The sequence below is a fragment of the Aciduliprofundum sp. MAR08-339 genome, assembly GCF_000327505.1.
Lineage (GTDB): Archaea > Thermoplasmatota > Thermoplasmata > Thermoplasmatales > Aciduliprofundaceae > Aciduliprofundum.
In genome coordinates this window covers 949,739-971,632 of record NC_019942.1, presented here as the reverse complement: position 1 = coordinate 971,632, position 21,894 = coordinate 949,739, and the positions used below count along the sequence as shown (strand labels likewise).

Below are 21,894 nucleotides of genomic sequence, written 5' to 3'. Positions count from 1 at the left end.
TAACTTTATTCCATGTTCAATTTTACCAAATCTGGTAAAAGAAAGTTTTAAATCTTGGATAATCATTGTTTCATATGCAGCAAGAGATTTTAAAAATGGTGAAGGAGAGGAGTGTGAAGTACATACACCTGCAATTCATGGACATTCTGGGGCAGGTAAAGAGCGTTATGATACCTCACATAATGCTTGAGAAGGCTCTAAGCGAGGGAATACTCTTTGACGGTTCCAGCATTGCAGGATACGCCACCATTGACGAGAGTGATATGCGTGCGGTTCCAGATGCAAAAACGTTTCAAATTCTGCCCGATGATCCCAAAACGGCAACTATCATATGTGACATATATTTGCCAAACGGCAAGAGATTTGATGGCGATCCGAGGTACGTGCTTCAGAGAGCACTGAAAAAGGCAGAGAGTATGAATTTCAAATTCGTCACAGGGCCAGAGTTTGAATTTTTTCTGTTCAAGATGAGAGACGGAAAGCCAACTCTGGAGCCAAACGACTACGGTGGTTATTTTGATTTTGGCCCTGTTGATCAGGGTGAGGAGGTGCGCAAGGAGATAATAGGGATATTTGCAGACATAGATTACATGCCTGAGGCAGCACATCACGAAGTGGCTCCAGGACAGCACGAGATTGATCTGAGATACGGATACGCTCTGACCATAGCCGACAGGATTCTAACACTGAAGGCTATGATAAAGAGGGTTGCCCTCAAATACGGGCTATACGCCACATTTATGCCAAAACCGGTATTCGGGGTTAACGGCACCGGAATGCATGTGCATCAGAGTCTTTTAAGCAGAGATTGCAATGAAAACAGGTTCTACGACCCAAATGGGCCATGGGAACTGAGCGATGTGGCCCTTCACTACATTGGCGGATTGCTCAAGCATGCAGATGAGACCACCGCCATACTGAACTCGTGGGTGAATTCATACAAGCGCCTTGTGCCCGGATACGAGGCACCCGTTTACATTTCCTGGGCCAATCTAAACAGAAGTGCACTAATACGAGTACCCGCAGGGAGAGGCATGAAGACAAGGATAGAACTGAGAAATCCTGATCCTGCTGGAAATCCGTATCTGCAATTTGCCGTGATGCTTGCAGCCGGCCTTGACGGAATAGCAAAAAGAGTAGAGCCTCCCGAACCCGTTGAGCAGAACATATTTGCGATGAGTCCAGAAAAAAGAGAAGAACTGGGAATAAAATCCCTGCCCGAGAGTTTGGGCGAGGCATTGCACCACCTGAGCAGAAGCGAGTTTATGCGAGAAGTCCTTGGAGAGCACGTATTCAATCATTTTCTATATGTGAAGCGCAAGGAGTGGAGCGAATACAGGGCCCAGGTTACGGAGTGGGAGATAAAGAATCTACTGCCAATACTTTAACTGCAAATTTATTAATCCTACAAGCGCATGCTGAGGGAGATGGATGATGAGGAAATAGAAAATCTACTGGACGGGTACTACAGCAGGGATATGCACTACGAAGAGGGTAGGATTCTAGGCTCCATGTACACAAAGCCCCCGGATGTGGTTTTAAAATCGTTTTTCAAATTTTACCAGGCAAATCTGGGCAATGCAGGGCTCTATCCCGGAACTGCTGAACTGGAGAGAGAGGTTGTGAAATTCCTACTTAAATTGACTTCTGGCAGTGAGGATTTTTACGGGCGTATTGTGAGCGGGGGCACAGAGGCAAACATAACAGCCCTATGGGCCGCACGGGAGATGGGATACAGCAGGATTCTGACAACCGAAGATGCACATTTTTCAGTAACAAAGGCTGCAAAATTGCTCAAAATACCCTTAAAGAGATTGGAAGTGAAGAATGGCATAATGGATATAGACGCACTGTCATCGGAATTGAGAAGAGGAGACATTGTAGTTCTAACCGCGGGCACAACACCCCTGGGCCTCATTGATCCAATTGAAGAGGTATCGAAATTATGCGATGAGGGATGCTATTTGCATGTGGATGCTGCCTTTGGAGGCTACGTGATCCCATTTTTGCGTGAGTTGGGCCACACAGATAAAAAATTCGGATTTGATGTGGAGAATGTGATGAGCGTAACAATTGACCCCCACAAGATGGGCATGGCACCATACCCCGCTGGCGGGCTGGTTGCGAGGGAGAATTTATTTGAGAGAATTGCGGTGGATGCTCCGTACCTGATGGGGGGAAAGAGTGACACGCTCCTTGGCACAAGGCAGAGTGGAAGTGTGGCTGCCGCCTACGCAGCAATACTGCATTTCAGATGGGAAGGGTATAGAAAAGTGGTGAAAGAATGCATGGATAGAGCAGAATACATGGTAAAAAGAGCCGAGGAAGAGGGTTTTGATGTGCCCTTCAAACCGGAGATGAACATCGTGAACATTGGGCTAAAAGATGTAAGGAAAGCAAAAGAGATCCTCCTTACAAGAGGATGGGGAATATCAACAAACCCAAAATACAGCACGGTAAGAATAGTGGTTATGCCCCACGTAACCAGAGAAGTTATTGAGAGGTTCTTGGAAGAACTCAAAAATATAAAAAGAGATTATGGTTTATAGTGGTGCCCGTACTTGGCCCACCATGCATCAACCTGTTCCTGCAACATCTTAACGTACTCTGGGTTCTTGAGCAGGTGCCTGAACCTGCCCTGGGGCTTGAGGTACTCCTCCACAGGCTTGAATTTCTTTGGCTTGTATGTTATGCGCATGTTCTCAAGGTCTCCGTCCTCAACTTCCCAGAGTGGAAATATACCAGTATCCGTTGCAAGTTTCATTATCTCTATTGTCTTACTCGGGTCATGCCTCCATCCAGTTGTGCAGGAGGATATCACATGTAGGAAGCGAGGACCCTCGTAACTGAGTGCCTTCTGAACCTTCTTCTTAAAATCGTTGAATATTGCAGGATTTGCCGTTGCAACGTACTTGGCATTATGTGCTGCAATTATTCTTGCAATTGGTTTCTTGGGCTCCAATTTGCCTATAGGATTTGCCTGCCCGACCTTGCTGGTGGTGGTCCATGCTCCCCAAGGTGTGGCGCCACTACGCTGGATTCCAGTGTTCATATACGCCTCATTATCATAGAGCACGTAGAGCACGTTGTGCCCTCTCTCAACCATTCCGCTGAGAGCCTGGAACCCTATGTCGGCAGTTCCACCATCCCCGCCAAAGGCAATTATATTTAGTTTCTCACCTCTGGCTCTCGCCGCAGCCTCTACTCCGCTGGCGGCAGCCGCAGCATTTTCAAAGGCCACATGGAGCCATGGTACACGCCAGGATGTGCGCGGATATGCTGTTGTAGCCACCTCCAAGCATCCTGTGGCATTAACCACTATGGTATTTGGACCTGCATATTTGAGTACCCATTTCACAATTATGGGAGCGGCGCATCCAGCGCACATTCCATGACCAGGTGCGAAAAATTCTTCCTTTTCGTAACTCATAGTAATCCCTCCGCTTTAAGCACGGCCTCCTTATTTACATCAATCCAGTTCACCTCGTCCACCTTCTCTCCCTTGGCTGCCTTCTCTGCAATCTCGTAGACCTCATTTAGCGTTTTGAATGTTATGTCCCTTCCTCCAAGACCCACAATGAAATCCACAATCTTGGGCTTGCTCTCCATGTTTGCAAATGCAGCTCCAACTTCCGCATAAACGGCACCTCCGAATCCGAAGGATATGTTGCGTTCAAGCACTGCAGCAACCTTCACACCCTTGAGAAGTTCTTTCAGCTCCTCCTTCGGGAATGGTCTGAATGTGGTGATCTTCAGAAGCCCAACCTTCTTGCCCTGAGCACGAAGCCTTTTCACAAATTCTCGGGTGGTTGAGGTCATTGAACCCATAGTTATGAGAACAATGTCCGCATCCTCCATGAACTCTGGATAGACCTTCTTGTAAGTCCTGCCAAATCTCTCCTCAAATTCGCTGAACACCTCATCTATGACCTTCTTTGCCCTCTCCATGGCAATCCACTGTCCGTACTTAAACTCCATGAAGTACTCAGGAAATCCAAATGCTCCAAGGGTGGCCGGCTTCTCAGGATCAAGGGTTACATAATGGGGCACAAACTCACCTATGAAATCATCCACATCCCTCTGCTCCGGCAGCTCCACGGGCTCGACGGTATGCGTGAGAACGAAGGCATCAATACCAACCATGGCTGGCAGGAGAATACGCTCATCCTCGGCGATCTTGAATGCCATAAGTCCGAGGTCCAAACCCTCCTGATTGCTCTCCGCGTAGAATTGCATCCATCCCGTATCACGCTGGGACATCATATCCTGATGATCGCACCATATGTTGATGGGAGCGCTGAGGGCACGATTTCCTATGCCCATCACGATTGGAAGTCTCATTCCACTGGCAATGAACAGTACCTCATGCATGAGAGCCAGACCCTGGGATGCAGTGGCAGTACCCACACGAACACCATGGGCACTTGCCCCTATGGCCGCGCTTATGGCGCTGTGCTCGCTCTCCACAGTCACAAACTCGGCATCCATCTCACCGTTGGCTATGAACTCGCTTATCTTCTCAGGTACAAGCGTGGATGGCGTTATTGGGTATGCAGGTATCACCTTTACCCTTGCCAGTTTAAAGGCGTACGCTATTGATTCGTTTCCTCTAATCATCGCCTTCATTTACTTCTCCTCCTTCACAAAATCTATTGCCTTAACAGGACATTCGTTATAGCATATTCCACACCCCTTGCAGTAATCGTAGTCAATCTCCACAACGGGCAGTCGCTTTAGGGCTTCCTTGGGTGCAGGAGTGTTCATCTTTGTCTCTTCATCATCGTGCCTCCATATCGCCGGCTCCGGGCAGAACTGCCAGCATATAAGGCACCGAATGCATTTATCGTAGTTTATTACGGGCTTGAATACCCTCCAGGTTCCCGTCTTGTTCTCAACCGAATTTCCAGGTTCAGGAATTACGGCTCCTCTTGTTATTATCTCCATTTTACCACCCCAAAACAGTTTGCTCATAGGCTTCCTTGGCAGCCAGAGCGTTTTCCTCCTTCTTTGCAGGAGCGTTCTCACGAATTGCCTCCACAACGTACTCCACCTTCACATTTCCTACCGCCCTTGCGTAGGCACCCAGAATAGATGTGTTCACAATAGGTGCTGCCTGTGAACCAAGATGATGCCTCAGTGCAATCTCCGTTGCGTTCACAGTGGCAATCTTGAAGTTTTTTAGTTCAAACTCTTCAGGTTTTTTGGAGGTGTTTATCACAATTATTCCCCCCTCCTTAAGTCCCTCGGTAACGTCAATGACGTCCATGAGCGATGGATCAAGCACAACCACCGCATCCGGATTGTACACGTTCATTCTTATGTCAATCTTTTTGTCATCTATTCTTGTAAATGCCTGCACGGGCGCTCCTCTCCGCTCCACACCGAAGTATGGAAACGATTGAGCGTAGAATCCCTGCTTCACAGCTGCTATGGCCAGGATATTAGCCGCTGTAACGGCTCCCTGACCACCTCTTCCATGGAATCTTACCTCGTACATGGTGGGGGTTATACACTCCTCTACCTTAAATCTTACCATGAAAACCTTAATCTTATTGTGCGCAATTATCCCACCCATGATGGAAAAGGTGTTTGAAAAACTTGAAAGTATGAGAGAAGAGTTGATCCAGTTCACAATTGAAATGAACAGAATAAAGGCTGTGAACCCTGCAGGTGGTGGAGAGGGTGAGGAAAAAAGAGCAGATTGGCTTGAAAAAAAACTTAGGGAGATATGCGACGAGGTTGAGCGCTACGATACCCTTGATGAAAACGGAATAAAGAGACCAAATCTGATTGGTATAATATACGGGGAGGATAGAAGCAGAACCCTGTGGCTCATAGGTCACATGGATACCGTACCAGAGGGGGACCTATCTCTCTGGGAGCATGACCCCTATGACCCGATTTTGAAGGACGGAAAGATATACGGGCGCGGAACCCTCGATGATGGCCAGGCGATAGTATCTTCATATTTTGCAGCAAAGGCCATGCGGAAGGCAGGAATGAGACCAAAGTACAACATAGGGCTTGCCTATGTTGCAGATGAGGAGGCTGGAAGCAGATACGGGGCAGAATTTCTCATGGATAAGGGCATATTCAAGCCCAATGACCTTGTTGTTGTGCCGGATGGAGGTGCTCCAGATGGCTCGTTTGTGGAAATCGCGGAGAAAAGCGCGGCGTGGATAAAAATTGTTACCATTGGAAAGCAGGCCCACGCATCAATGCCCCATACAGGTGTGAACGCACACCGGGCGGCCATGAAATTTGCCCTTGCGGTGGATGAGTACCTGCACAAAAAGTATGCAGATGAGGATAGCACATTTGAACCTCCAATCTCCACATTTGAGATAACCAAGAAGGAGAGGAATGTGGATAATATAAACACGATACCCGGCACGGATGTGATTTACTTTGATTTCCGTGTGCTTCCCCATTACAAAATTGAAGATGTTATAGGGGATGTGAGGAAAATTGCGGAAGAGTATGAAAAGAAAGAGAATGTCAAAATAAATGTGGAGATAGTGCAGGCATCTCAGGCAGCACCCCCTACGGATGTGAACAGCGAAATTGTGCAAAAATTGATGAAGGCGCTTAGAGAACTCAGGGGTATAGAGCCTGTTGCTGGAGGAATCGGAGGGGGCACAGTAGCAGCATTTTTCCGCAGAGTTGGCATACCCGCAGTTGTGTGGATGACCGCAGACGACGTGGAGCACCAACCAAACGAGTACTGCCGCGTTGATAATTGCATAAACGATGCAAAGGTTTTCATATACCTTGCATTGAGTTAAGAAAACATTTAATACAATCCCTCTTTTTTCCATTTTGTGAAGATTGCGTTTGGCATATGCTCTCTTGGGATCGGACACGTGACCAGAAGTCTTCCACTCATAAAAAAATTGGAAGAGGAGGGTCACGAGATTGTGCTTGTATCCTACGGCAGGGCTGCGCAGATGCTCAGAAAAGAGATGGGACATCTGAAACTCTATCAAATTCCAGATTTTCCGATACAGTATCCTGAAAAGGCTCATCAGTTCATCCCCTATTTTTTCATGCACTCAAACAAAATTCTCAGTACGATGCTTGGTTCACACAGAGAATTTGTAAACTTGCATGAGAGAGAGAATTTTGATCTCATAATATCCGATAGCAGATTTGATGTGTTTCACAGAAACGTTCCATCCTTCCTCATAATTCACCAACTGCGCATCATGGTTCCGCTCAAGTTGCTGAGATTCGGAATAACCATTTACAACAGGTACATCACCAGATTTTTCAAAAGAATTCTCGTTCCGGATTTCAGAGAAAATTCCCTATCGGGGGAGATGTCCCACAATTTGAAGATGATGGAGAAGGATAAAATTGAGTACATAGGACCCCTCTCTCCATTCAGGTACAGAAACATGAAAAGGGATATTGACGTGCTAATATCCATTTCAGGTCCAGAACCTCAGAGAAGCATATTCGAAAAGAGGGTATTTGAAAGTCTGGACAGTATTGAAGGAAATGTAGTTGTTACTCTCGGCAGACCAGAGGATGGAGAGAAAAGGAATGACGTACGCATATTTCCCTACCTTAGCATGGAGAAAAGAGAGGAGATTATGAACAGAAGCAAAATCGTGATATCCCGCTCAGGGTACTCAACCATTATGGATCTGTATGTGATTGGGGGAAAGGCAATGTTCGTACCCACTCCAGGACAACCTGAACAGGAGTACCTTGCACGGTACCTCGAAAATACCGGTATAGCCGGGTACACCACCCAGGATAAAATAAACCTTGGAGAGATGGTTGAAAGGGCAAAGAATTACAGAGGATTCAAGGGTAATTACGATGTTTCAAAATCCGTGGAAAACGCCATGAGGGTGATCTTCCAATGGATGTGAAAAAGTACAGAAAATGGCTCATCATATCCATCGTTATAAGCGCCACATCCCTGGCCATAATATTCATGCTCAGTTATACCAAGCAGGCCGGAAACATAATTTTGAGCCTTAATCCCCTGATAATTCTGTACGCAATAATCCTCAACGTTTTCGCCTGGACGTTCTGGGCCATTAGGATAAAAATCCTTGCCTCCGCTCTGGACATAGGGATATGCTTAAGAAAGGCATTTCGCATAGTCATGGTAAGTCAGTTTATGGCCGCAGTCACTCCATCGTCCATGGGTGGAGAACCCATGAGGATATACATGCTCTCCCAGGATAATATGACATGGGGTAACACCTCCGTAGGAGACGCAACTGCTCTCACCGTGGGAGAGCGCCTAATAGATTTCCTCTTCTTCGGAATCTCTCTTCCCATTCTTCTCCTCCTTGTGGGGCTTTCAATAGACCTTGCAGGGGTAAAATATTTCATGATCGCATCGGCCGTGCTTCTTGGTCTCGCAGGCCTTTTTACAATGTTTCTGGTAACTCACCCGCACAGGTTCAAAAAGAAAATACATAAACTTGACAAGATTCTGAGGTTCATAATAAAGGAGGACGCCAAGAGATGGAACACACTCAAAAAAATGGAAAAGGAATTTGTCACCTTCTCAGAGAGCACAATAACCATATTCAAAAGAAAAAAATTGCACTTTGTGGCTGCAATGGGGGCAACGGCTCTCATGTGGACCTGTGGATTTACAATACCCTCTGTGCTCCTTATGGGCTTCGGACAGGATCCGATGTGGCTCATATCCTACACATTTCAGATGATAATAGTTCTCATCACCATGATCCCTGTATCCCCTGGAGGGAGCGGTCTTGCAGAGTTTTCGGCATATTTCCTCTATGGTCAGAGGGTTCCTTCCGAGTTTCTTGGTCCCCTGATAGTTGTGTGGAGAATTCTCACATTCTATATGAATCTCGGGGTAGGACTTGTCTTCACCCTTCACTACATCGCAAAAGGTAAATAAATGCGCAATATTGGGGAATTCAAATGGGTCAAGAGGGAGAAAAGTACATACTCTCGTTGCGGAGACATATAATAACGACTCCCAGGTATGAGGTCACCATAACCCTTTCAATAATCTTTACTCTCCTCTCCTCCTATCTCATATACTGGGACATATGGAAGGCGCTGCTCATATTCGGTGTTCCATACGTTCTGGTTAATTTTCTTGACTATGCTATGATCAAGATTGGAAGAACCTATTTTCCGGGCAAAAGAATACTCACATTGAACCTGCTCATCTTCATAGAGGTACTCATTCAAATACTGATATTTCAGAGGTTTTTTTCATTTGAGTTTTCCCTGCTGCTCGCATTCTCATCCGCCGTGTTTCTCAGAACCTTCGTTTACTTTGTATTTATGAGAAAAAGACCTGTCTTGGGGATAATAACCTCTCTCAATTACAACATGATATACGGAGTAATTGCCCTGTTCACTGCAAGAAATTTCACTATTTCATACACCATAGCTTCCGGAATTTATCTGATTTCCTCGCTCTTCATTCTTCGCATTTCCGTTGCCAAATTTGTAAGGGAGTTCAGTGAGGATCCCCTCTGGTTCATAGCATCCTTCATAAACTACCTTTCAAACGGTGAAAGAGAACATCTCCATTCAATAAACAGATTCTTTGAAAACATATACACTGAAAGAACAGTACCTGTATCCTCAATGGTTTTTTGGAAAGGAGATACACCAAAAATAATTTTCCTGTTCCCCTACATCCATCCGGGCCCCTTTGGAGAGGTGGGTGGCAGCGATATAACAAAAAAATTGAAAAGATTCACGGGGTTTGATAACCTGATGATATTCCACACAACGACCACCCACGATAACAATGTGGCTGACGAGAAGGATATTAAGAAGATTGCAAATGTGGTTAAAAATTCACTCAACGCAAAAAATCGATGCAGGAAAATGAGTGATGCTCTGAGATTTGAATTTGGCAATTTAGAGGTACTCGCCCATCTTTTTGGAAGGTATCTTCTGGTGGCGCTGCTTCCAACAAGGGATATATTTGATGATGTGGATCTAAAAGCGGGGCTAATACTCAGAAAAAAACTTCTGAATTTTTACGATGATGCTGCAATAGTGGATGCCCATAACAATTTTGACAAGAACGCCTTTCCACTGACCCTGACCCATGGTGATGTGGATGCAATTGCAAAGAGAATAAAAAACCTTGAAGCAGATGCTCCCATAGTCGTGGGTTATGCCCAGAGATCATTCAAAAGCAAAAGTTTTGGGCCTGATGGGATAAAGGTGGCCGTATTTATCCATAATGGGAAGAGAATAGGGTACATTCTTCTCGATGGAAACAATGTCAAAAAGGGATTGAGAAACAAAATTATAGAATCCTTTGGAGATGTCCTTGACGAGATTGAGGTTTTTTCCACAGACAATCACATTGTAAATTACAACATTATGGACCTTAACCCTGTTGGGGACAAGGATGACTGGAACGAAATAATAAAAATGGTAAAGGATGCTGTGAATGATGCACTTTCCAACGCCGAGGAGGTTGAAGTCAGCATGCACACAGAGATGGTGAAACTGAGAATGGCTCGAAGAGGACAACTGGAGGAGATGACAAATATAACCAAGAGTGCAATCAATACCATAAAATTTGCTATGCCCCTTATAATGGTGGGCGGATTTTTGGGGGCACTGCTCTCATTCCTGTGCATTTAGAAAAATTATTAATAGGGGATCAAAATTGAAACATATGTACATAGGCACATGCGGATTTCCAGTTGCAAAGAAAAAATACTTTGAGGAGTTCAAGGTTGTTGAGATCCAGAAAACATTTTACACACAAATATCAAAATCTCTTGCCCAAAGATGGAGGGAGAATACACCAAAAGATTTTATTTTCACACTTAAAGCACCCCAAACAATCACGCATCCACCGTCAAGTCCAACATATCGCAGATACAAGGGGCCTCTGGGAGATTTTGGTTATTTCAAAAGCAACGAGGATGTTATGCTCTCATGGAAGAATTTTGCGGAGATTGCGAGAATTCTAAGGGCCAAGGTAATAGTATTTCAGAGCCCTGCAAGTTTCAGGCAGAATAAGGGCAATATGGAAAACATACTCAATTTCTTTGATAATGTGGAAAGGATAGCCACATATGGATGGGAGCAAAGGGGTAAATGGGATTTAGATATTGTGAAGAAAATATGCAAGGAGGCGGATCTAATTCATGTGGTTGACCCATTCAAAAACAGGAGTGTATGGGGAGAGTTTTCCTACTACCGACTCCACGGCATAGGCGGTTATAGTTACAGGTACTCGGATGAGGACCTGAACAAATTAATGGAACTGGTAAAGAATGAAGACTACATTATGTTCAACAACACCCATATGTGGGAAGATGCAAAAAGATTTAAACTCTTACTTGAATCCAAGCAGCCTGGTAATTGAGCAAATCCACAGCAAGAATGGTGGTTTTTCCCATGACCACAAAATGTAAAGCGGCAGATGAATTCTCAGGTATAACCATGGTTCCATTTTCCAGTATTGGTAAAGAGGAACTTGTTATGTTGAAATAAACACCATTTAAGGTCATAAACTGTACTGTGGAGATATTCCCATTGTTGACCAAAGTGGTGTTGAAGGAGAAAGAATGCACAGATTCTGGCTCAAAATGCAGAGTTCTGCTTTCATTCAAGCACAGCAAATCCCTGTGCCATTCTCTTACATAACCACTTCTGGTTAAAAGGGATACCGTTATCCCATGTACCCCACTTTCCTTCAATTTCAAGACCACGCTACCATTCCAGCTTCCACCTGGATCCAATACAAAATTGTAAGTTGAATTTGATATGTAAAAATCACCCCTTACGGTTACAGTCGTATTCTCCTTCATCTCACCATTGTTAACCACCATAATATGCAGAGTTGTTGAATTTTCAAGGTTTTCAACCAAAATTTCACCATTTAAATTTACGGAAAGCTGCATATCCTCGTGTAGTGTAACCATTTGCATAGGCACCGGAACAAAGGTAACTGCAAGAAGTAGAAATCCAGAAATTGCCAGAGCCCATCTCTTTTTATCCAGTTTCGTGATGTCGTTGAGGGGTGGTGGATGATTCAAACCCAGAAAAACTACCAGAAGGGCAAAGATTATCCACCCAGGATACCAAATTCCAAGTATGAAGAGAATTGCAGCAAAGGCATAACTCACGTACTTTGTATTATCCCCAGCAATCGCCCGAGCCACATGTCCACCGTCCAGTTGTCCTATGGGAAATAGATTTATGGCGGTGACCACAAATCCGACCCATCCAGCCATGGCCATGGGATGTATGAACTCTGGAGAGGGCATAAAATAGGAAAGCACATTGTAGATTATTGGAACATTGAGCAGGATATACCTGTTTGTCTCCGTTATGTTAATCGTCGGAGGATTGAGGGTACCCAAGTACATACCCAGTAAAGTTACAGGAATTGCCACTATGAACCCGGCTATGGGCCCTGCCAGTCCAATATCCACAAGTGCCTTCTTATCGGGAATGGGTTCTCTTACGGATATGAAGGCTCCCAATGTACCCAGCAGAGTGGGTGCAGGTATGAAGAAGGGTAGGGATACCATAACATTGTGCCTTCTGGCAGCAAAATAATGTCCCATTTCATGCACACCGAGAATGGTCATAAGAGGTAGGGCAAAGTAAACAAAACCACCCACTATTTCATTTAATGTTGTTGATGGGCCATAGTATGTTACGTAGTAACCCATACCCACCCATATCGTCGATGCAAGGGTGGCCAGAAGGAGGACTATGTTCACCCACAGACCCAGAAATTTTCTTGGAGGTGTTCTTATGACCACAAGAACATATTCTCCTGTTTCCTTTCTCACTATGGGAACCATCTGCCTTTTCTTGAGTTCCAACCTCAACTTCTCAAAATTCTTTTCAAATTCGTTCTCATCTCCAGGGGTGAAGTAGAATTCAAGATGGTCCGGTGTGATTCTGAAATCGTAAACGTTCAGGTACCTTCTCACGATGAGATTTACCTCTTCCACCTCTGGATTGATCATTTCAACCCCAGCAATTCTCTCGCCTTATTTAATCCTTCTCTGACCATCTCCCTTTTGCCCTTTCCCTGGACAAAATCATTCTTACCCCCACCCCTACCTTGCATGGATTCTGCAATTTTCCCGGCAATATTCCTGGCATTTACACCGAATACCACAAAACTCCCATCCTCTCCTATAAGCACTCCTCTTTTTCCCACACTGGCAAGTTCGCGGGCCAGAATAGCGAGTTCCTTCATCTCAAGAGGAAGAAGTTCAGCAATGATCTCCCTGTCTTCAAATTCCCTCCTTATGGACTCCATTCTTTCCCTCTTCAGCCTATCAATGGTCTTCCTCTGATCCTTCCATTCATTGAAGAATCTCTCCACACTCTCGGGCAGTTTCTCCCACTGTACACCCAGAACCTCTGCGCTTCTATGCAGAATATCCTCAACATGGTGGGTATGCTCAAGGGCACTCAACCCGGAGGTGTAGATTATCCTGCTAACACCATCCTGAATGCGTTCGGTACGCATAATCTTTAGAAATCCTATTTCACCCGTGTTGCTAACATGAGTACCTCCGCATGCCTCAACATCGAAATTTCCGATTCTAACAACCCTTATCTCCCTGCCAGGGGGAATTCCTCCTTCATAGAGCACAAATCCATACCTCCTCTCAGCCTCAGTGCGATTCATAAACTTCGCTTCAACCGGTATGCATGAGGTTATTATGCGCATGGCCTCCTCTTCAATTCTCCTTATCTCCTCACGGGTTATGGGTTTGTAATGGGCTATGTCGAACCTGCACTCATGCACGTCCTTCTGGGTGCCGTGCTGCCACACATGCTTTCCAAGAACCCTGCGGCACGCAGCAAGAAGAACATGCTCGGCGGTATGATTCCTCATCAACCTTTCTCTACGCTCCCAATCAATAAAGCCCCTGACCCTTACTCCCACAGGAATATGCCCCTCTATGAAGTGTACAACCACATCTCCGTACTTCTGGACATCCTTGACATGGTACTGCTTTCCCCCATACTCCACATACCCCCTGTCCGATGGCTGGCCACCCCCCTCTGGATAAAAGGCTGTTGAATCGAGAACGATCTCACCATCCTTGGAATAAATGACATCACCCTCAAATTCCCTCAAATAAGGATCCTCGTAATATAACTTGCGTGTGGCGGGCAAATCGTAACTCCTTTCAATCTTCTTCTTCCTAGCAGCCCTCTCATGCCTACTTGCAACAAGCCCGTGAAAATCCCTTGGAACTTCAACCTCCACACCCAGGTCTTCGGCCACACTCTTAACGATATCGGGCAAGAGGCCATGGGAATCGTAAAAGAGGATGAGATCATCCACATCTATTCTTCCCTTCTTCTTCACATGCCTCTTTACTATCTCCACACCCTTGGACATTGTTTTTCTGTAGCGGGACTCTTCAAGTTCAAGTTCTTCCAGAACAATGGGAAGCATGCTCGTATCCATTATATCGGAGAACCTGTGTACGTGCATTTCCACGAGTTCTCCAATTCTAGCGGGATTGCCCAAATCATACAGGAGTTTCAAGGTTCTTCTTATCAGCAACCTTGCAAGATAACCCGCCTGGGCATTTGATGGCACTATTCCATCCGTGAGCATAAATGCCAGACTTCTGGTGTAATCCACTATGGCATATATTTTCTGAAGAGGTACGATGAATTCCTTGTACTCTCTGATGCTGGAATTCGATGCCTTTAACACCTCATTCACAAGGGTCCCTTCATCTTCAATTTCTATGCGTGGTGAGATCAGGGCAAATTGCTTCAGTATCATATCTCTGCGCTCGTTCCTCTCAATATTCAATCTCCCCATTAACTCCTCGATCATATCAGGATAAATCGCATCGTAGATTGTGGGCGTGCCCTTCGAGGCCCAGACGAACCTTTCAAGGCCGTATCCCGTGTCCACAACCTTGACGGGCATTTCGGAATAGCGAACTCCATCAATCTCAACCTCGCCCCTTTCGTCCTCCCTGAGATTCATAAATACCAGGGTTGCAAGCTCTAAACCTCCATAAATGACCTCAAAACTGGCACCTGCGTTGCCCCCTCCGATCCAGGGATGCTCCTTGAGCACAACCTCATCCGCATTTCCCCCCAGTTCTTCAATGAGTTTGAGGGCGTACTCCACAGTCTCATCCTTCCAGTAAACCCATTTATCTGGATAGTTGAATGCATGGTGTGCCATCATCTCAAATCCGGTCAGATGCCTTCCGGTCTTGCCCACAGAATCAACATCAACCATCCTTATGCATGGCTGTGAGATAACCAGAGGATTTGCAGGTGGAGGTGCCAGGCCAGAGGTTACGTGAGGCTGGAAATCGTAAATGGATGCATTGACCAGGAAGACATCATCCCTCCACCTTGCCACCACGGGATAACGTGGTATTGGCTCGTGCCCCCTTCTCTTGAAGAAATTTATGAATGCGGATCGCATCTCTTCAATGGAGTACTCCCGGTTGAAAATTGGCTCTTCCAAAAATTTGTACTCTCCACAGGGTGCCTCCGTGCATGTGTCCCTAGGCTCTCTGCTCCAGAAGTAAGAACCACACTTCTTGCATCTGTACCTCTTCCAGCCATTTTCATGGAAGAACTGCAGATTCAGTTCCCTCTCAAGCATAGATTTGGCAAATGAGCCAATATATTAAAATTTATTCCCCTCTATCTTCACAAATTTCCCCATCCTTTCGCCAACAAATTCACCGTCCTCAATCACGTACTCTCCTCCAACAATCACTGTATGGGGATATATCGCTTCAAACCCCTCATAGGGTGTCCACCCACACTTGTAGTGCAGATCCCTGCTTCTCACTCTCCTCACATCTTTGAAATTCATAGCAATCAGGTCCGCATCGTAACCCTTTTCAATCTTTCCCTTACCTATCCCGATGAGCTCTGCAGGCTTCTCCATTAGAACTTCAACCATTCTGCGCAGGGGAATTTTTTCCATTCTCATTAGCCTCATAAAAATTGGCACGTAGGTTTCCACCTCGGGAATACCTGCAGGAGCGCTTGAGAATTCTTCTTCCTTCTCCTCAACTGTGTGCGGAGCGTGGTCACTTGCCACGATGTCTATCCTGCCAATCAGCAACTCTTCCCATAATCTCTCAGCTATCCATCTGGCTCTGAGTGGAGGGTTAACCTTGCCAAAGGAGCCCAGAGGCATATCCCTGTGCAGAAGTAGATGATGGGGTGTAACCTCGCATGTGAACCTTCCAACCTTGCACATGTCCACCGTATCCACAGAACTCACATGGGCAATGTGAAATTTACCCATTCCAAGAAGGGTTTTCACTGCACGAACCTCGCAACTCTCAGGTCTTGCAAGGTCATGCTCCCTCAAATTCGTGCTCTCCTTTTTTATGCATTCATTCAGTTCGGCGTGCACGGAGATAAACGAATGGGGCACGTAAGTCACCTCTGAACCCTTTGCACCCGTTGTCTCGCCCATGTATAGCTTGAAGGCGGCATTGTGCTCTCTCAGAATTTGGGCATTTTCGTTGAGAAGAAAATAAAGGGAAAAATCAACATTTGCCTTTCTGCTTACAGTCCTGAGTTTTTCGTTGAAACTTTCAGCATCCGAAACAGGAGGGTTTGTGTTGGGCATATCCATGACAAATGTGATCCCTCCAAATGCGGCACTCATGGTACCCGTGTAGAAATCCTCCTTGTGCTCGTATCCCGGCTCACGGAAATGAGCGTGAAGATCAATAGCTCCTGGAAAGATAACGCCCCTTATTCTCTTCGCTCCCGTAATGTATTTTTTCACTCTTTTTATCCTTCCCCCATCAATTTCAAGCGCAGCATCTATTATCTCTCCCCGATGGTAAATTCTTCCCTCAATCTCCAATTTCCTTCCTCCTTATTCTGCCCCATGGTTCCTCTTCCTCAAATATCTCGGCAGAAAATGCGTAGATTTTGGTGCTCTCGTCAAGCCAGCAATCCGGGGGCAATCCAGCCTTCCAACAGGTCTGAGAGAGGAACTCTTCCACATCCCAGTTCCACTCAACCGGAACCTGGGGAAGCAGCAAGCCACGGTAAAATCCCCTTTCGGCTATGAGCCCATGCCTTCCTATGACCACCATGTTTAGCAACTCTTTTCTACTTTTCACCCTGATCTCCTCCGGAGGAGTTAAAAGCGATACTTCAAAAACCACGCTATTCAGTTCATCTCTTGTAAGCGGCGGAAATCTGGGATCCTGAAACGCTGCTGCAAGGGCGGATTCCACCAGCGCTTTTTTAAGTGGAAATATGGGCTCTGGGAAGCCTATGCATCCCCGAAGATTTCTATCGGGATAGGTGGATATTGTCGTAAAAACTCCCCCTTTCTCCTCAAATTTTTTTGGAAACTCAATTTCAGGAACGCGCCTTCTATTCAGATACTCCTCTACAACCCTCCTCGCGGTTTTCACGACGAATATTCCCTCCTCATCGGTGTACATCATTTCAAACACCTCTTTGCTCACCCCATATTATCTTGTGAAGCTGGGGAAGCACACGGACATTCATACGGGAATTCAGAACCTTCTCCACAAGCCATTTCAAATCGGTACCGCCCACAGGCTGGAAAACAATATCCTGCTCTATTTTATACCTCTCAATGATCCCCTTTGCATACTCAAAATCCCTCTCATCGGCAATCACAAATTTTACAAAGTCCTTCGGGCCGAGGTAGTCAAGGTTCTCAAATCTCATGGCATTCTCCATCCTTGATGAGGGAGTCTTTATATCCAGAGAGACCACCAAATTCTCCTCTGTGGGTAAATTCTCAATGGATATGGAGCCATTTGTTTCCAAGAGAACCCTGTGGCCCTCCTTCAAAAGGGCATCAATTAATTTGTACACATCATCCTGAAGAAGTGGCTCACCTCCAGTTATGCAGACCCATTCCACACCTGCCTTTCTCACCCTCTGCATTATCTCTTCAATGCCCATATCTTCTCCCTCGTAGAACGCATATTTTGTATCGCACCACTCGCATCTCAGATTGCATCCGGTGAGGCGTATAAAGAACATTGGCACTCCGATGTATGTGCCCTCTCCCTGAATGCTCAGGAACATCTCGTTTATTTTCATTGATGATGGAATTGTGCCCTATCTTAAATCTTTTTCCATACGTATAAATATCTCAAAGGTATTAATGCAAATGTGAAGTACATAACTTTCGTATCCCGTGAGGTATGGCCTGCGTTCAACTCCATATACGCCTACACAAAACTAAAAAATGCATTTCCCAAAAAGATTCTCATCTTCCACACGGATGCAAGTATGGCAGAAAAACTTGAGGAAAAAATAAAGGTGCTTTACAAAGAGAATGGAAAGAGTGTGAGCATACAGAGGGTAAAAATTGATGATTCTGTGGAGGAAATGAAGAAGATTATAAAGGACCTATTGGAAAATGGAGATACTATAGACATCACAGGTGCAAGAAAGAGCATGCTTCTGGCTCTCATAGACATTCGAAACGTGAAAATAGTGTACCTTCTACTAAAGGATATGAGATTCTCCGGGTACCCCTTCATGATGCGTCCACTTTCCCTTCAGGAATTCTCGGAGGTGGAGAGATGATCATATCCAAGGAGGAAATACATGTGCTTCTCAACGAATTCGTTGTGCGCGGAATTAGAGAGGCAAGGATCGAGTATCCTCCCTTCCAGATTCCTCTTTTCACACTGAACCTTGAGAATTTCAAAGTTGAGAACCTTCTCACCCAGGGTGATATGGACAATGCAAGGAAGAAATACGCAAAGGGTGAGTTTCTGCGCAGGGATCTACCAGATTACTACGATCTCCTTGATTCCTTTCTATCCTCAGCCATCGTTGATTTTGAAAACGAAGATGAAATAAGGGAAGAATTCAAAATACTGCGCGAATCAATGAAGAACAAAAAGGTTTACATAAGGCCTGTGTTCATAGGTATTGATACCAATATTGCATATTATCGGGTGGTATCAAGGCGCCTTGGAAAGGAGTTTGAGTACGTGATAAGCCAGATAGTGGTTGATGAGGTGGATGCGAGGATCCATACAAAGTACACGGGAAAAATGCTCTACCACTTTGAGAGTTTACCCTACCACTCCATACTACACGAGTTTGCAAACGGAAGCGTGAAGGAATCAAGAAAGGCAAAGAATGCCATGAACGAAATTTACTACCTTTTCGATGTGCTTGATGCACTTCGGACAGGGGAAAGCACGGATACGAGGGACAAGGAGATAAGAGATAGAGAGATTGCAAAACAGTATGGAGAGTTTGCTGAGAATTTTCATGGAGAGGTGGTGCTCATAACCGCAGATAAGGACATGGTATTCCATGCCCAGGCACAGGGACTGAGTTCCATCTATTACAAACTGCCCCACAGACTCGACGTGGATACCGTTGATCCTTTGAAAATTTCAAATTTATTCTACGACATGATAACCAATTTTGGGATTTTGAAGATCAACGATACCGTAATACTCGCAGAATGGAGGGGCAAAGAGGTAGATGATTATATGAATGAAAGAATGAAAATCTACAACGTGGACGAGTATCTGACAAGGGAAATAAGGGTGTGTAGAGGTGTGATTGATGAATTATAGGGAGATGCGGGCAAGATTGATTGGTTCCTACGGCAGGTTTGTTTTCTTCCCCGATGACCCTGAAGCGCCAAAGATCGTGAGTACGAGAGCGTTCACGCATCTGGTGGTGGATGAGGAAATCACGCTCTACGCGCATCCACTTATGGAGGAGCAGATTGAAGACGAACTGAAAGAGGACTATGAGGTAATTTACGAAACGCCGGATTTGAAGGGAGAGTACTTTGTAAGTCCATACTCAAGAACTGGTAATTTAAATTTCAAGTTCAAAAATGGAGAGAAAATACTGAAAAGGGCTATGCGAAAACCCTTTGAGGAGGAAATTGAAATAATAAAAATCATAAATAAGCGCATAAATCTTGCACTGGGCGAATTCTGGAACGCTGTTTCAATAGGTATGGATCTGAGCGAGGTAAAGGCAATTCTGGAATCTAAACTGCTCAAAAATGGCATTGAAGGATTTCAGCATCCAAGCATAGTTGCCTTCGGAGCCAAGAGCAGGTATCCCATGCCGCACACCCATTCCGGAAAGGTTGAAAAGGATGGAATTCTTTACATAGACAGTACTCCATTTTTCCAGGGCTATCCCATGAATTTTTCCCGGGTAATATTTACAGGAGAGAGAAATGAGTGGATTGAATCACTGGAAAGGATAAACTCAATGTACGAGGCCCTGGGGAAACTAATAGAACCGGGAATTTCATGCAACACCCTTGATGGTAGAATAAGAAGCATAGGCAATTTTCCACACTACAGTGCCGTACCCTCTGCGGGGTTCTATCAGCCCTTTGCACCCGGCGATTGTGTGGTTGAGGAGAACATGATAATGACCATTGTACCATCAATATACCTCAAGGACGGCGTGATAAGGGTAAAGAGAAACATCCTTGTCAGGAAAGGGGGACCCGTGTTCTTGATTTAGGCTTCTTTATTATTTTTTTAAGCCAGTCTCCTTTGAAGTAGAAAATTGCCCCTATTCCCGCAGATACCATGTTAGATATGGCCATGGCAAACCACACGCCCACCATTCCCATGCCCACGCCAATGGATAGGGCAAAGTAAGCAGCAAGGGGAATTCTTATTCCCCAGAGGCGGGAAACGCTGAGCACAAAACTCTGGAACGTGTGCCCGGAGCCCGTTAGGATGGAACTTACTATCCTGAATATCCCAAAATAGGGTATCCCTATCAGAACTATAGAGAGAAAAACTCCTGCACTTTTTATTATATCAGGATTGTTGGGCACAAAGAAGGCAATAATGGGTTCTCTAAACACATAAATTATGCCGGATGCGATTAGAAGAAGGTAAAACATAAAAAATATACCTGTCTGGGCAATTTTCTTGGCCCTAGAAGTTAAATCTGCCCCAAGAGCCTGACCAAGCATTATGCTCACCGAGGAGGCCAGGCCGTTGACAACCACGAACATCATATTTACAATACGGTTTGCAACTCCGTAAGTGGCAATTGCCACATCGTAGTTGGGAAGGTGGGCTAAGATACTTTGAATGATGACAAATCCAAGGGCCATTGCGCTCATACTAAAACTTGAAGGGAGGCCTATGCGAAGTATGAATTTCACGCTCTCCCACTTTGGTAAGAAATCCCTGAGTTTTGGTTTCAACCTGAGCCTACCCTTGAATAGAAGGTACAAAAGCCACGCTGCTGCTATCATTCTTGCTATCACAGTTGCAGTTGCCGCACCAAATACACCCATTCTTGGAAATCCCAGCAGGCCAAATATGAGTATTGGGTCTAAAATTATGTTTATAATCACCGAGACTCCACTTATTATGAGGGGTGTTACCGTATCACCCTCCGCAGATATTACCCCCCCGCCCCCCATAACAACGAACATGAATGGGAGTCCCAGGAATATTATGGATCCGTAGAGGGCAGATGTTTGAAGAAGATTTCCCTTTGCCCCGATGAGCTCAAATATGGGGTAGGAAAAAATCGAGCCTATGAGTGCCATTATTGTTGCAAGAACTATAACTATGCCAAAAATCTGGCCCGTGTAATGATTTGCCTGCTCCCTATCATCTGAACCGATATACTGGGAGATTATGGGTATACCTCCCCTTCCAAGACCCCCTGCAAAGGATATGAAGAAAAAAACCACGGGCCATGTAAAATTTATGGCCGCCACGGCAATCTTCGCCTCCTCCTGAGGTAGACGCCCCAGCCAAAACATATCGGCAAGGTTGTAAAGGGTTTGCAGAAGGCTGCTCAGCATCATGGGCCAGCCTAGAAGGAACATGGTGCGTATAACTCCGCCTTCGAGTATCTCCTCTCTGCTCAACCGCAGTGCCACAAAGCCCTGAAAGGATA

Annotated in this window: 20 protein-coding genes; 10 read left to right on the top strand and 10 right to left on the bottom strand. The window is 45.3% G+C overall.

Features of this window, described 5'->3' with window-relative positions; genetic code table 11:
- The first annotated feature begins 74 nt into the window (after window positions 1-74).
- Window positions 75-1,388 carry a type I glutamate--ammonia ligase gene (gene glnA, locus ACIM339_RS05200; RefSeq protein WP_015283565.1) on the top strand — a complete coding sequence of 438 codons (1,314 nt, stop codon included), beginning with the start codon at window positions 75-77 and terminating at the stop codon, window positions 1,386-1,388.
- A 39-nt stretch (window positions 1,389-1,427) separates the two neighbouring features.
- Window positions 1,428-2,549, top strand: coding sequence for a tyrosine decarboxylase MfnA (gene mfnA, locus ACIM339_RS05195; protein WP_048104085.1), 1,122 nt, complete (start codon window positions 1,428-1,430; stop codon window positions 2,547-2,549).
- Here the strand turns inward: mfnA and ACIM339_RS05190 are convergent.
- From ACIM339_RS05190 to ACIM339_RS05175, 4 genes are read right to left on the bottom strand one after another with little or no spacing between them, the layout of a single operon-like run.
- A complete protein-coding gene (locus tag ACIM339_RS05190) occupies window positions 2,537-3,430 on the bottom strand; it encodes a thiamine pyrophosphate-dependent enzyme (protein WP_015283563.1) in 894 nt (297 codons plus the stop codon). The two genes, mfnA and ACIM339_RS05190, sit on opposite strands and share 13 nt — an antisense overlap.
- On the bottom strand, window positions 3,427-4,626 hold the full coding sequence (porA, locus tag ACIM339_RS05185) for a pyruvate synthase subunit PorA (protein WP_015283562.1): 1,200 nt from the start codon (window positions 4,624-4,626) through the stop codon (window positions 3,427-3,429). The genes ACIM339_RS05190 and porA overlap by 4 nt, the downstream gene beginning before the upstream one ends.
- Window positions 4,627-4,944, bottom strand: coding sequence for a 4Fe-4S binding protein (locus tag ACIM339_RS05180; protein ID WP_015283561.1), 318 nt, complete (start codon window positions 4,942-4,944; stop codon window positions 4,627-4,629).
- A 1-nt stretch (window position 4,945) separates the two neighbouring features.
- A complete protein-coding gene (locus ACIM339_RS05175) occupies window positions 4,946-5,497 on the bottom strand; it encodes a pyruvate ferredoxin oxidoreductase subunit gamma (RefSeq protein ID WP_048104083.1) in 552 nt (183 codons plus the stop codon).
- 79 nt (window positions 5,498-5,576) lie between these two features.
- Between ACIM339_RS05175 and ACIM339_RS05170 the strand changes: the two genes are divergently transcribed.
- From ACIM339_RS05170 to ACIM339_RS05150, 5 genes are read left to right on the top strand one after another with little or no spacing between them, the layout of a single operon-like run.
- Window positions 5,577-6,785, top strand: a complete 1,209-nt coding sequence (locus ACIM339_RS05170) for a M20 family metallo-hydrolase (RefSeq protein ID WP_015283559.1) — start codon at window positions 5,577-5,579, stop codon at window positions 6,783-6,785.
- Between the two features lie 36 nt (window positions 6,786-6,821).
- Entirely contained in the window at window positions 6,822-7,880 is a 1,059-nt protein-coding gene (locus ACIM339_RS05165) for a glycosyltransferase (protein WP_015283558.1), read from the top strand.
- Window positions 7,871-8,893 carry a flippase-like domain-containing protein gene (locus ACIM339_RS05160; RefSeq protein WP_015283557.1) on the top strand — a complete coding sequence of 341 codons (1,023 nt, stop codon included), beginning with the start codon at window positions 7,871-7,873 and terminating at the stop codon, window positions 8,891-8,893. Before ACIM339_RS05165 ends, ACIM339_RS05160 begins: the two co-directional genes overlap by 10 nt.
- A gap of 23 nt (window positions 8,894-8,916) precedes the next feature.
- Complete coding sequence (locus ACIM339_RS05155; RefSeq protein WP_015283556.1) at window positions 8,917-10,617, top strand: DUF2070 family protein; 1,701 nt, start codon at window positions 8,917-8,919, stop codon at window positions 10,615-10,617.
- A 34-nt stretch (window positions 10,618-10,651) separates the two neighbouring features.
- Complete coding sequence (locus ACIM339_RS05150) at window positions 10,652-11,350, top strand: DUF72 domain-containing protein (protein ID WP_015283555.1); 699 nt, start codon at window positions 10,652-10,654, stop codon at window positions 11,348-11,350.
- Here ACIM339_RS05150 and ACIM339_RS05145 read toward each other — a convergent pair.
- Genes ACIM339_RS05145 through ACIM339_RS05125 form a run of 5 tightly spaced genes read right to left on the bottom strand, consistent with a single transcriptional unit; the run spans window position 11,313 to window position 18,063 of the window.
- Window positions 11,313-12,968 carry a site-2 protease family protein gene (locus ACIM339_RS05145; RefSeq protein WP_015283554.1) on the bottom strand — a complete coding sequence of 552 codons (1,656 nt, stop codon included), beginning with the start codon at window positions 12,966-12,968 and terminating at the stop codon, window positions 11,313-11,315. The two genes, ACIM339_RS05150 and ACIM339_RS05145, sit on opposite strands and share 38 nt — an antisense overlap.
- Window positions 12,965-15,607: an alanine--tRNA ligase gene (gene alaS / locus ACIM339_RS05140; protein ID WP_015283553.1), complete on the bottom strand. Its 2,643-nt coding sequence runs from the start codon at window positions 15,605-15,607 to the stop codon at window positions 12,965-12,967. Before alaS ends, ACIM339_RS05145 begins: the two co-directional genes overlap by 4 nt.
- A gap of 24 nt (window positions 15,608-15,631) precedes the next feature.
- Window positions 15,632-16,837: a dihydroorotase gene (locus tag ACIM339_RS05135; protein WP_015283552.1), complete on the bottom strand. Its 1,206-nt coding sequence runs from the start codon at window positions 16,835-16,837 to the stop codon at window positions 15,632-15,634.
- Window positions 16,827-17,432, bottom strand: coding sequence for a TIGR00296 family protein (locus tag ACIM339_RS05130; protein WP_015283551.1), 606 nt, complete (start codon window positions 17,430-17,432; stop codon window positions 16,827-16,829). Before ACIM339_RS05130 ends, ACIM339_RS05135 begins: the two co-directional genes overlap by 11 nt.
- Window position 17,433: 1 nt before the next feature.
- Window positions 17,434-18,063, bottom strand: coding sequence for a radical SAM protein (locus ACIM339_RS05125; RefSeq protein WP_015283550.1), 630 nt, complete (start codon window positions 18,061-18,063; stop codon window positions 17,434-17,436).
- Between the two features lie 72 nt (window positions 18,064-18,135).
- Here ACIM339_RS05125 and ACIM339_RS05120 point away from each other — a divergent pair, with 72 nt between their 5' ends.
- The 3 genes from ACIM339_RS05120 to ACIM339_RS05110 are packed head-to-tail and all read left to right on the top strand — an operon-like array spanning window position 18,136 to window position 20,487.
- Complete coding sequence (locus tag ACIM339_RS05120) at window positions 18,136-18,555, top strand: hypothetical protein (RefSeq protein ID WP_015283549.1); 420 nt, start codon at window positions 18,136-18,138, stop codon at window positions 18,553-18,555.
- Entirely contained in the window at window positions 18,552-19,568 is a 1,017-nt protein-coding gene (locus tag ACIM339_RS05115; RefSeq protein WP_015283548.1) for a PIN domain-containing protein, read from the top strand. The genes ACIM339_RS05120 and ACIM339_RS05115 overlap by 4 nt, the downstream gene beginning before the upstream one ends.
- Window positions 19,558-20,487, top strand: coding sequence for a Xaa-Pro peptidase family protein (locus ACIM339_RS05110; RefSeq protein WP_015283547.1), 930 nt, complete (start codon window positions 19,558-19,560; stop codon window positions 20,485-20,487). Before ACIM339_RS05115 ends, ACIM339_RS05110 begins: the two co-directional genes overlap by 11 nt.
- On the opposite strand, the gene ACIM339_RS05105 is transcribed toward ACIM339_RS05110, so the two are convergent.
- Complete coding sequence (locus tag ACIM339_RS05105) at window positions 20,456-21,877, bottom strand: MATE family efflux transporter (protein ID WP_015283546.1); 1,422 nt, start codon at window positions 21,875-21,877, stop codon at window positions 20,456-20,458. The genes ACIM339_RS05110 and ACIM339_RS05105 overlap by 32 nt on opposite strands.
- Between the last annotated feature and the right edge of the window lie 17 nt (window positions 21,878-21,894).

Bases quoted from the DNA above. Each gene is read 5' to 3' on its own strand.
- glnA (WP_015283565.1), top strand. From the start codon at position 75: ATGCAGCAAGAGATTTTAAAAATGGTGAAGGAGAGGAGTGTGAAGTAC.
- mfnA (WP_048104085.1), top strand. From the start codon at position 1,428: ATGGATGATGAGGAAATAGAAAATCTACTGGACGGGTACTACAGCAGG.
- ACIM339_RS05190 (WP_015283563.1), bottom strand. From the start codon at position 3,430: ATGAGTTACGAAAAGGAAGAATTTTTCGCACCTGGTCATGGAATGTGC.
- porA (WP_015283562.1), bottom strand. From the start codon at position 4,626: ATGAAGGCGATGATTAGAGGAAACGAATCAATAGCGTACGCCTTTAAA.
- ACIM339_RS05180 (WP_015283561.1), bottom strand. From the start codon at position 4,944: ATGGAGATAATAACAAGAGGAGCCGTAATTCCTGAACCTGGAAATTCG.
- ACIM339_RS05175 (WP_048104083.1), bottom strand. From the start codon at position 5,497: ATGTACGAGGTAAGATTCCATGGAAGAGGTGGTCAGGGAGCCGTTACA.
- ACIM339_RS05170 (WP_015283559.1), top strand. From the start codon at position 5,577: ATGGAAAAGGTGTTTGAAAAACTTGAAAGTATGAGAGAAGAGTTGATC.
- ACIM339_RS05160 (WP_015283557.1), top strand. From the start codon at position 7,871: ATGGATGTGAAAAAGTACAGAAAATGGCTCATCATATCCATCGTTATA.
- ACIM339_RS05155 (WP_015283556.1), top strand. From the start codon at position 8,917: ATGGGTCAAGAGGGAGAAAAGTACATACTCTCGTTGCGGAGACATATA.
- ACIM339_RS05150 (WP_015283555.1), top strand. From the start codon at position 10,652: ATGTACATAGGCACATGCGGATTTCCAGTTGCAAAGAAAAAATACTTT.
- ACIM339_RS05145 (WP_015283554.1), bottom strand. From the start codon at position 12,968: ATGATCAATCCAGAGGTGGAAGAGGTAAATCTCATCGTGAGAAGGTAC.
- alaS (WP_015283553.1), bottom strand. From the start codon at position 15,607: ATGCTTGAGAGGGAACTGAATCTGCAGTTCTTCCATGAAAATGGCTGG.
- ACIM339_RS05130 (WP_015283551.1), bottom strand. From the start codon at position 17,432: ATGATGTACACCGATGAGGAGGGAATATTCGTCGTGAAAACCGCGAGG.
- ACIM339_RS05125 (WP_015283550.1), bottom strand. From the start codon at position 18,063: ATGAAAATAAACGAGATGTTCCTGAGCATTCAGGGAGAGGGCACATAC.
- ACIM339_RS05115 (WP_015283548.1), top strand. From the start codon at position 18,552: ATGATCATATCCAAGGAGGAAATACATGTGCTTCTCAACGAATTCGTT.
- ACIM339_RS05110 (WP_015283547.1), top strand. From the start codon at position 19,558: ATGAATTATAGGGAGATGCGGGCAAGATTGATTGGTTCCTACGGCAGG.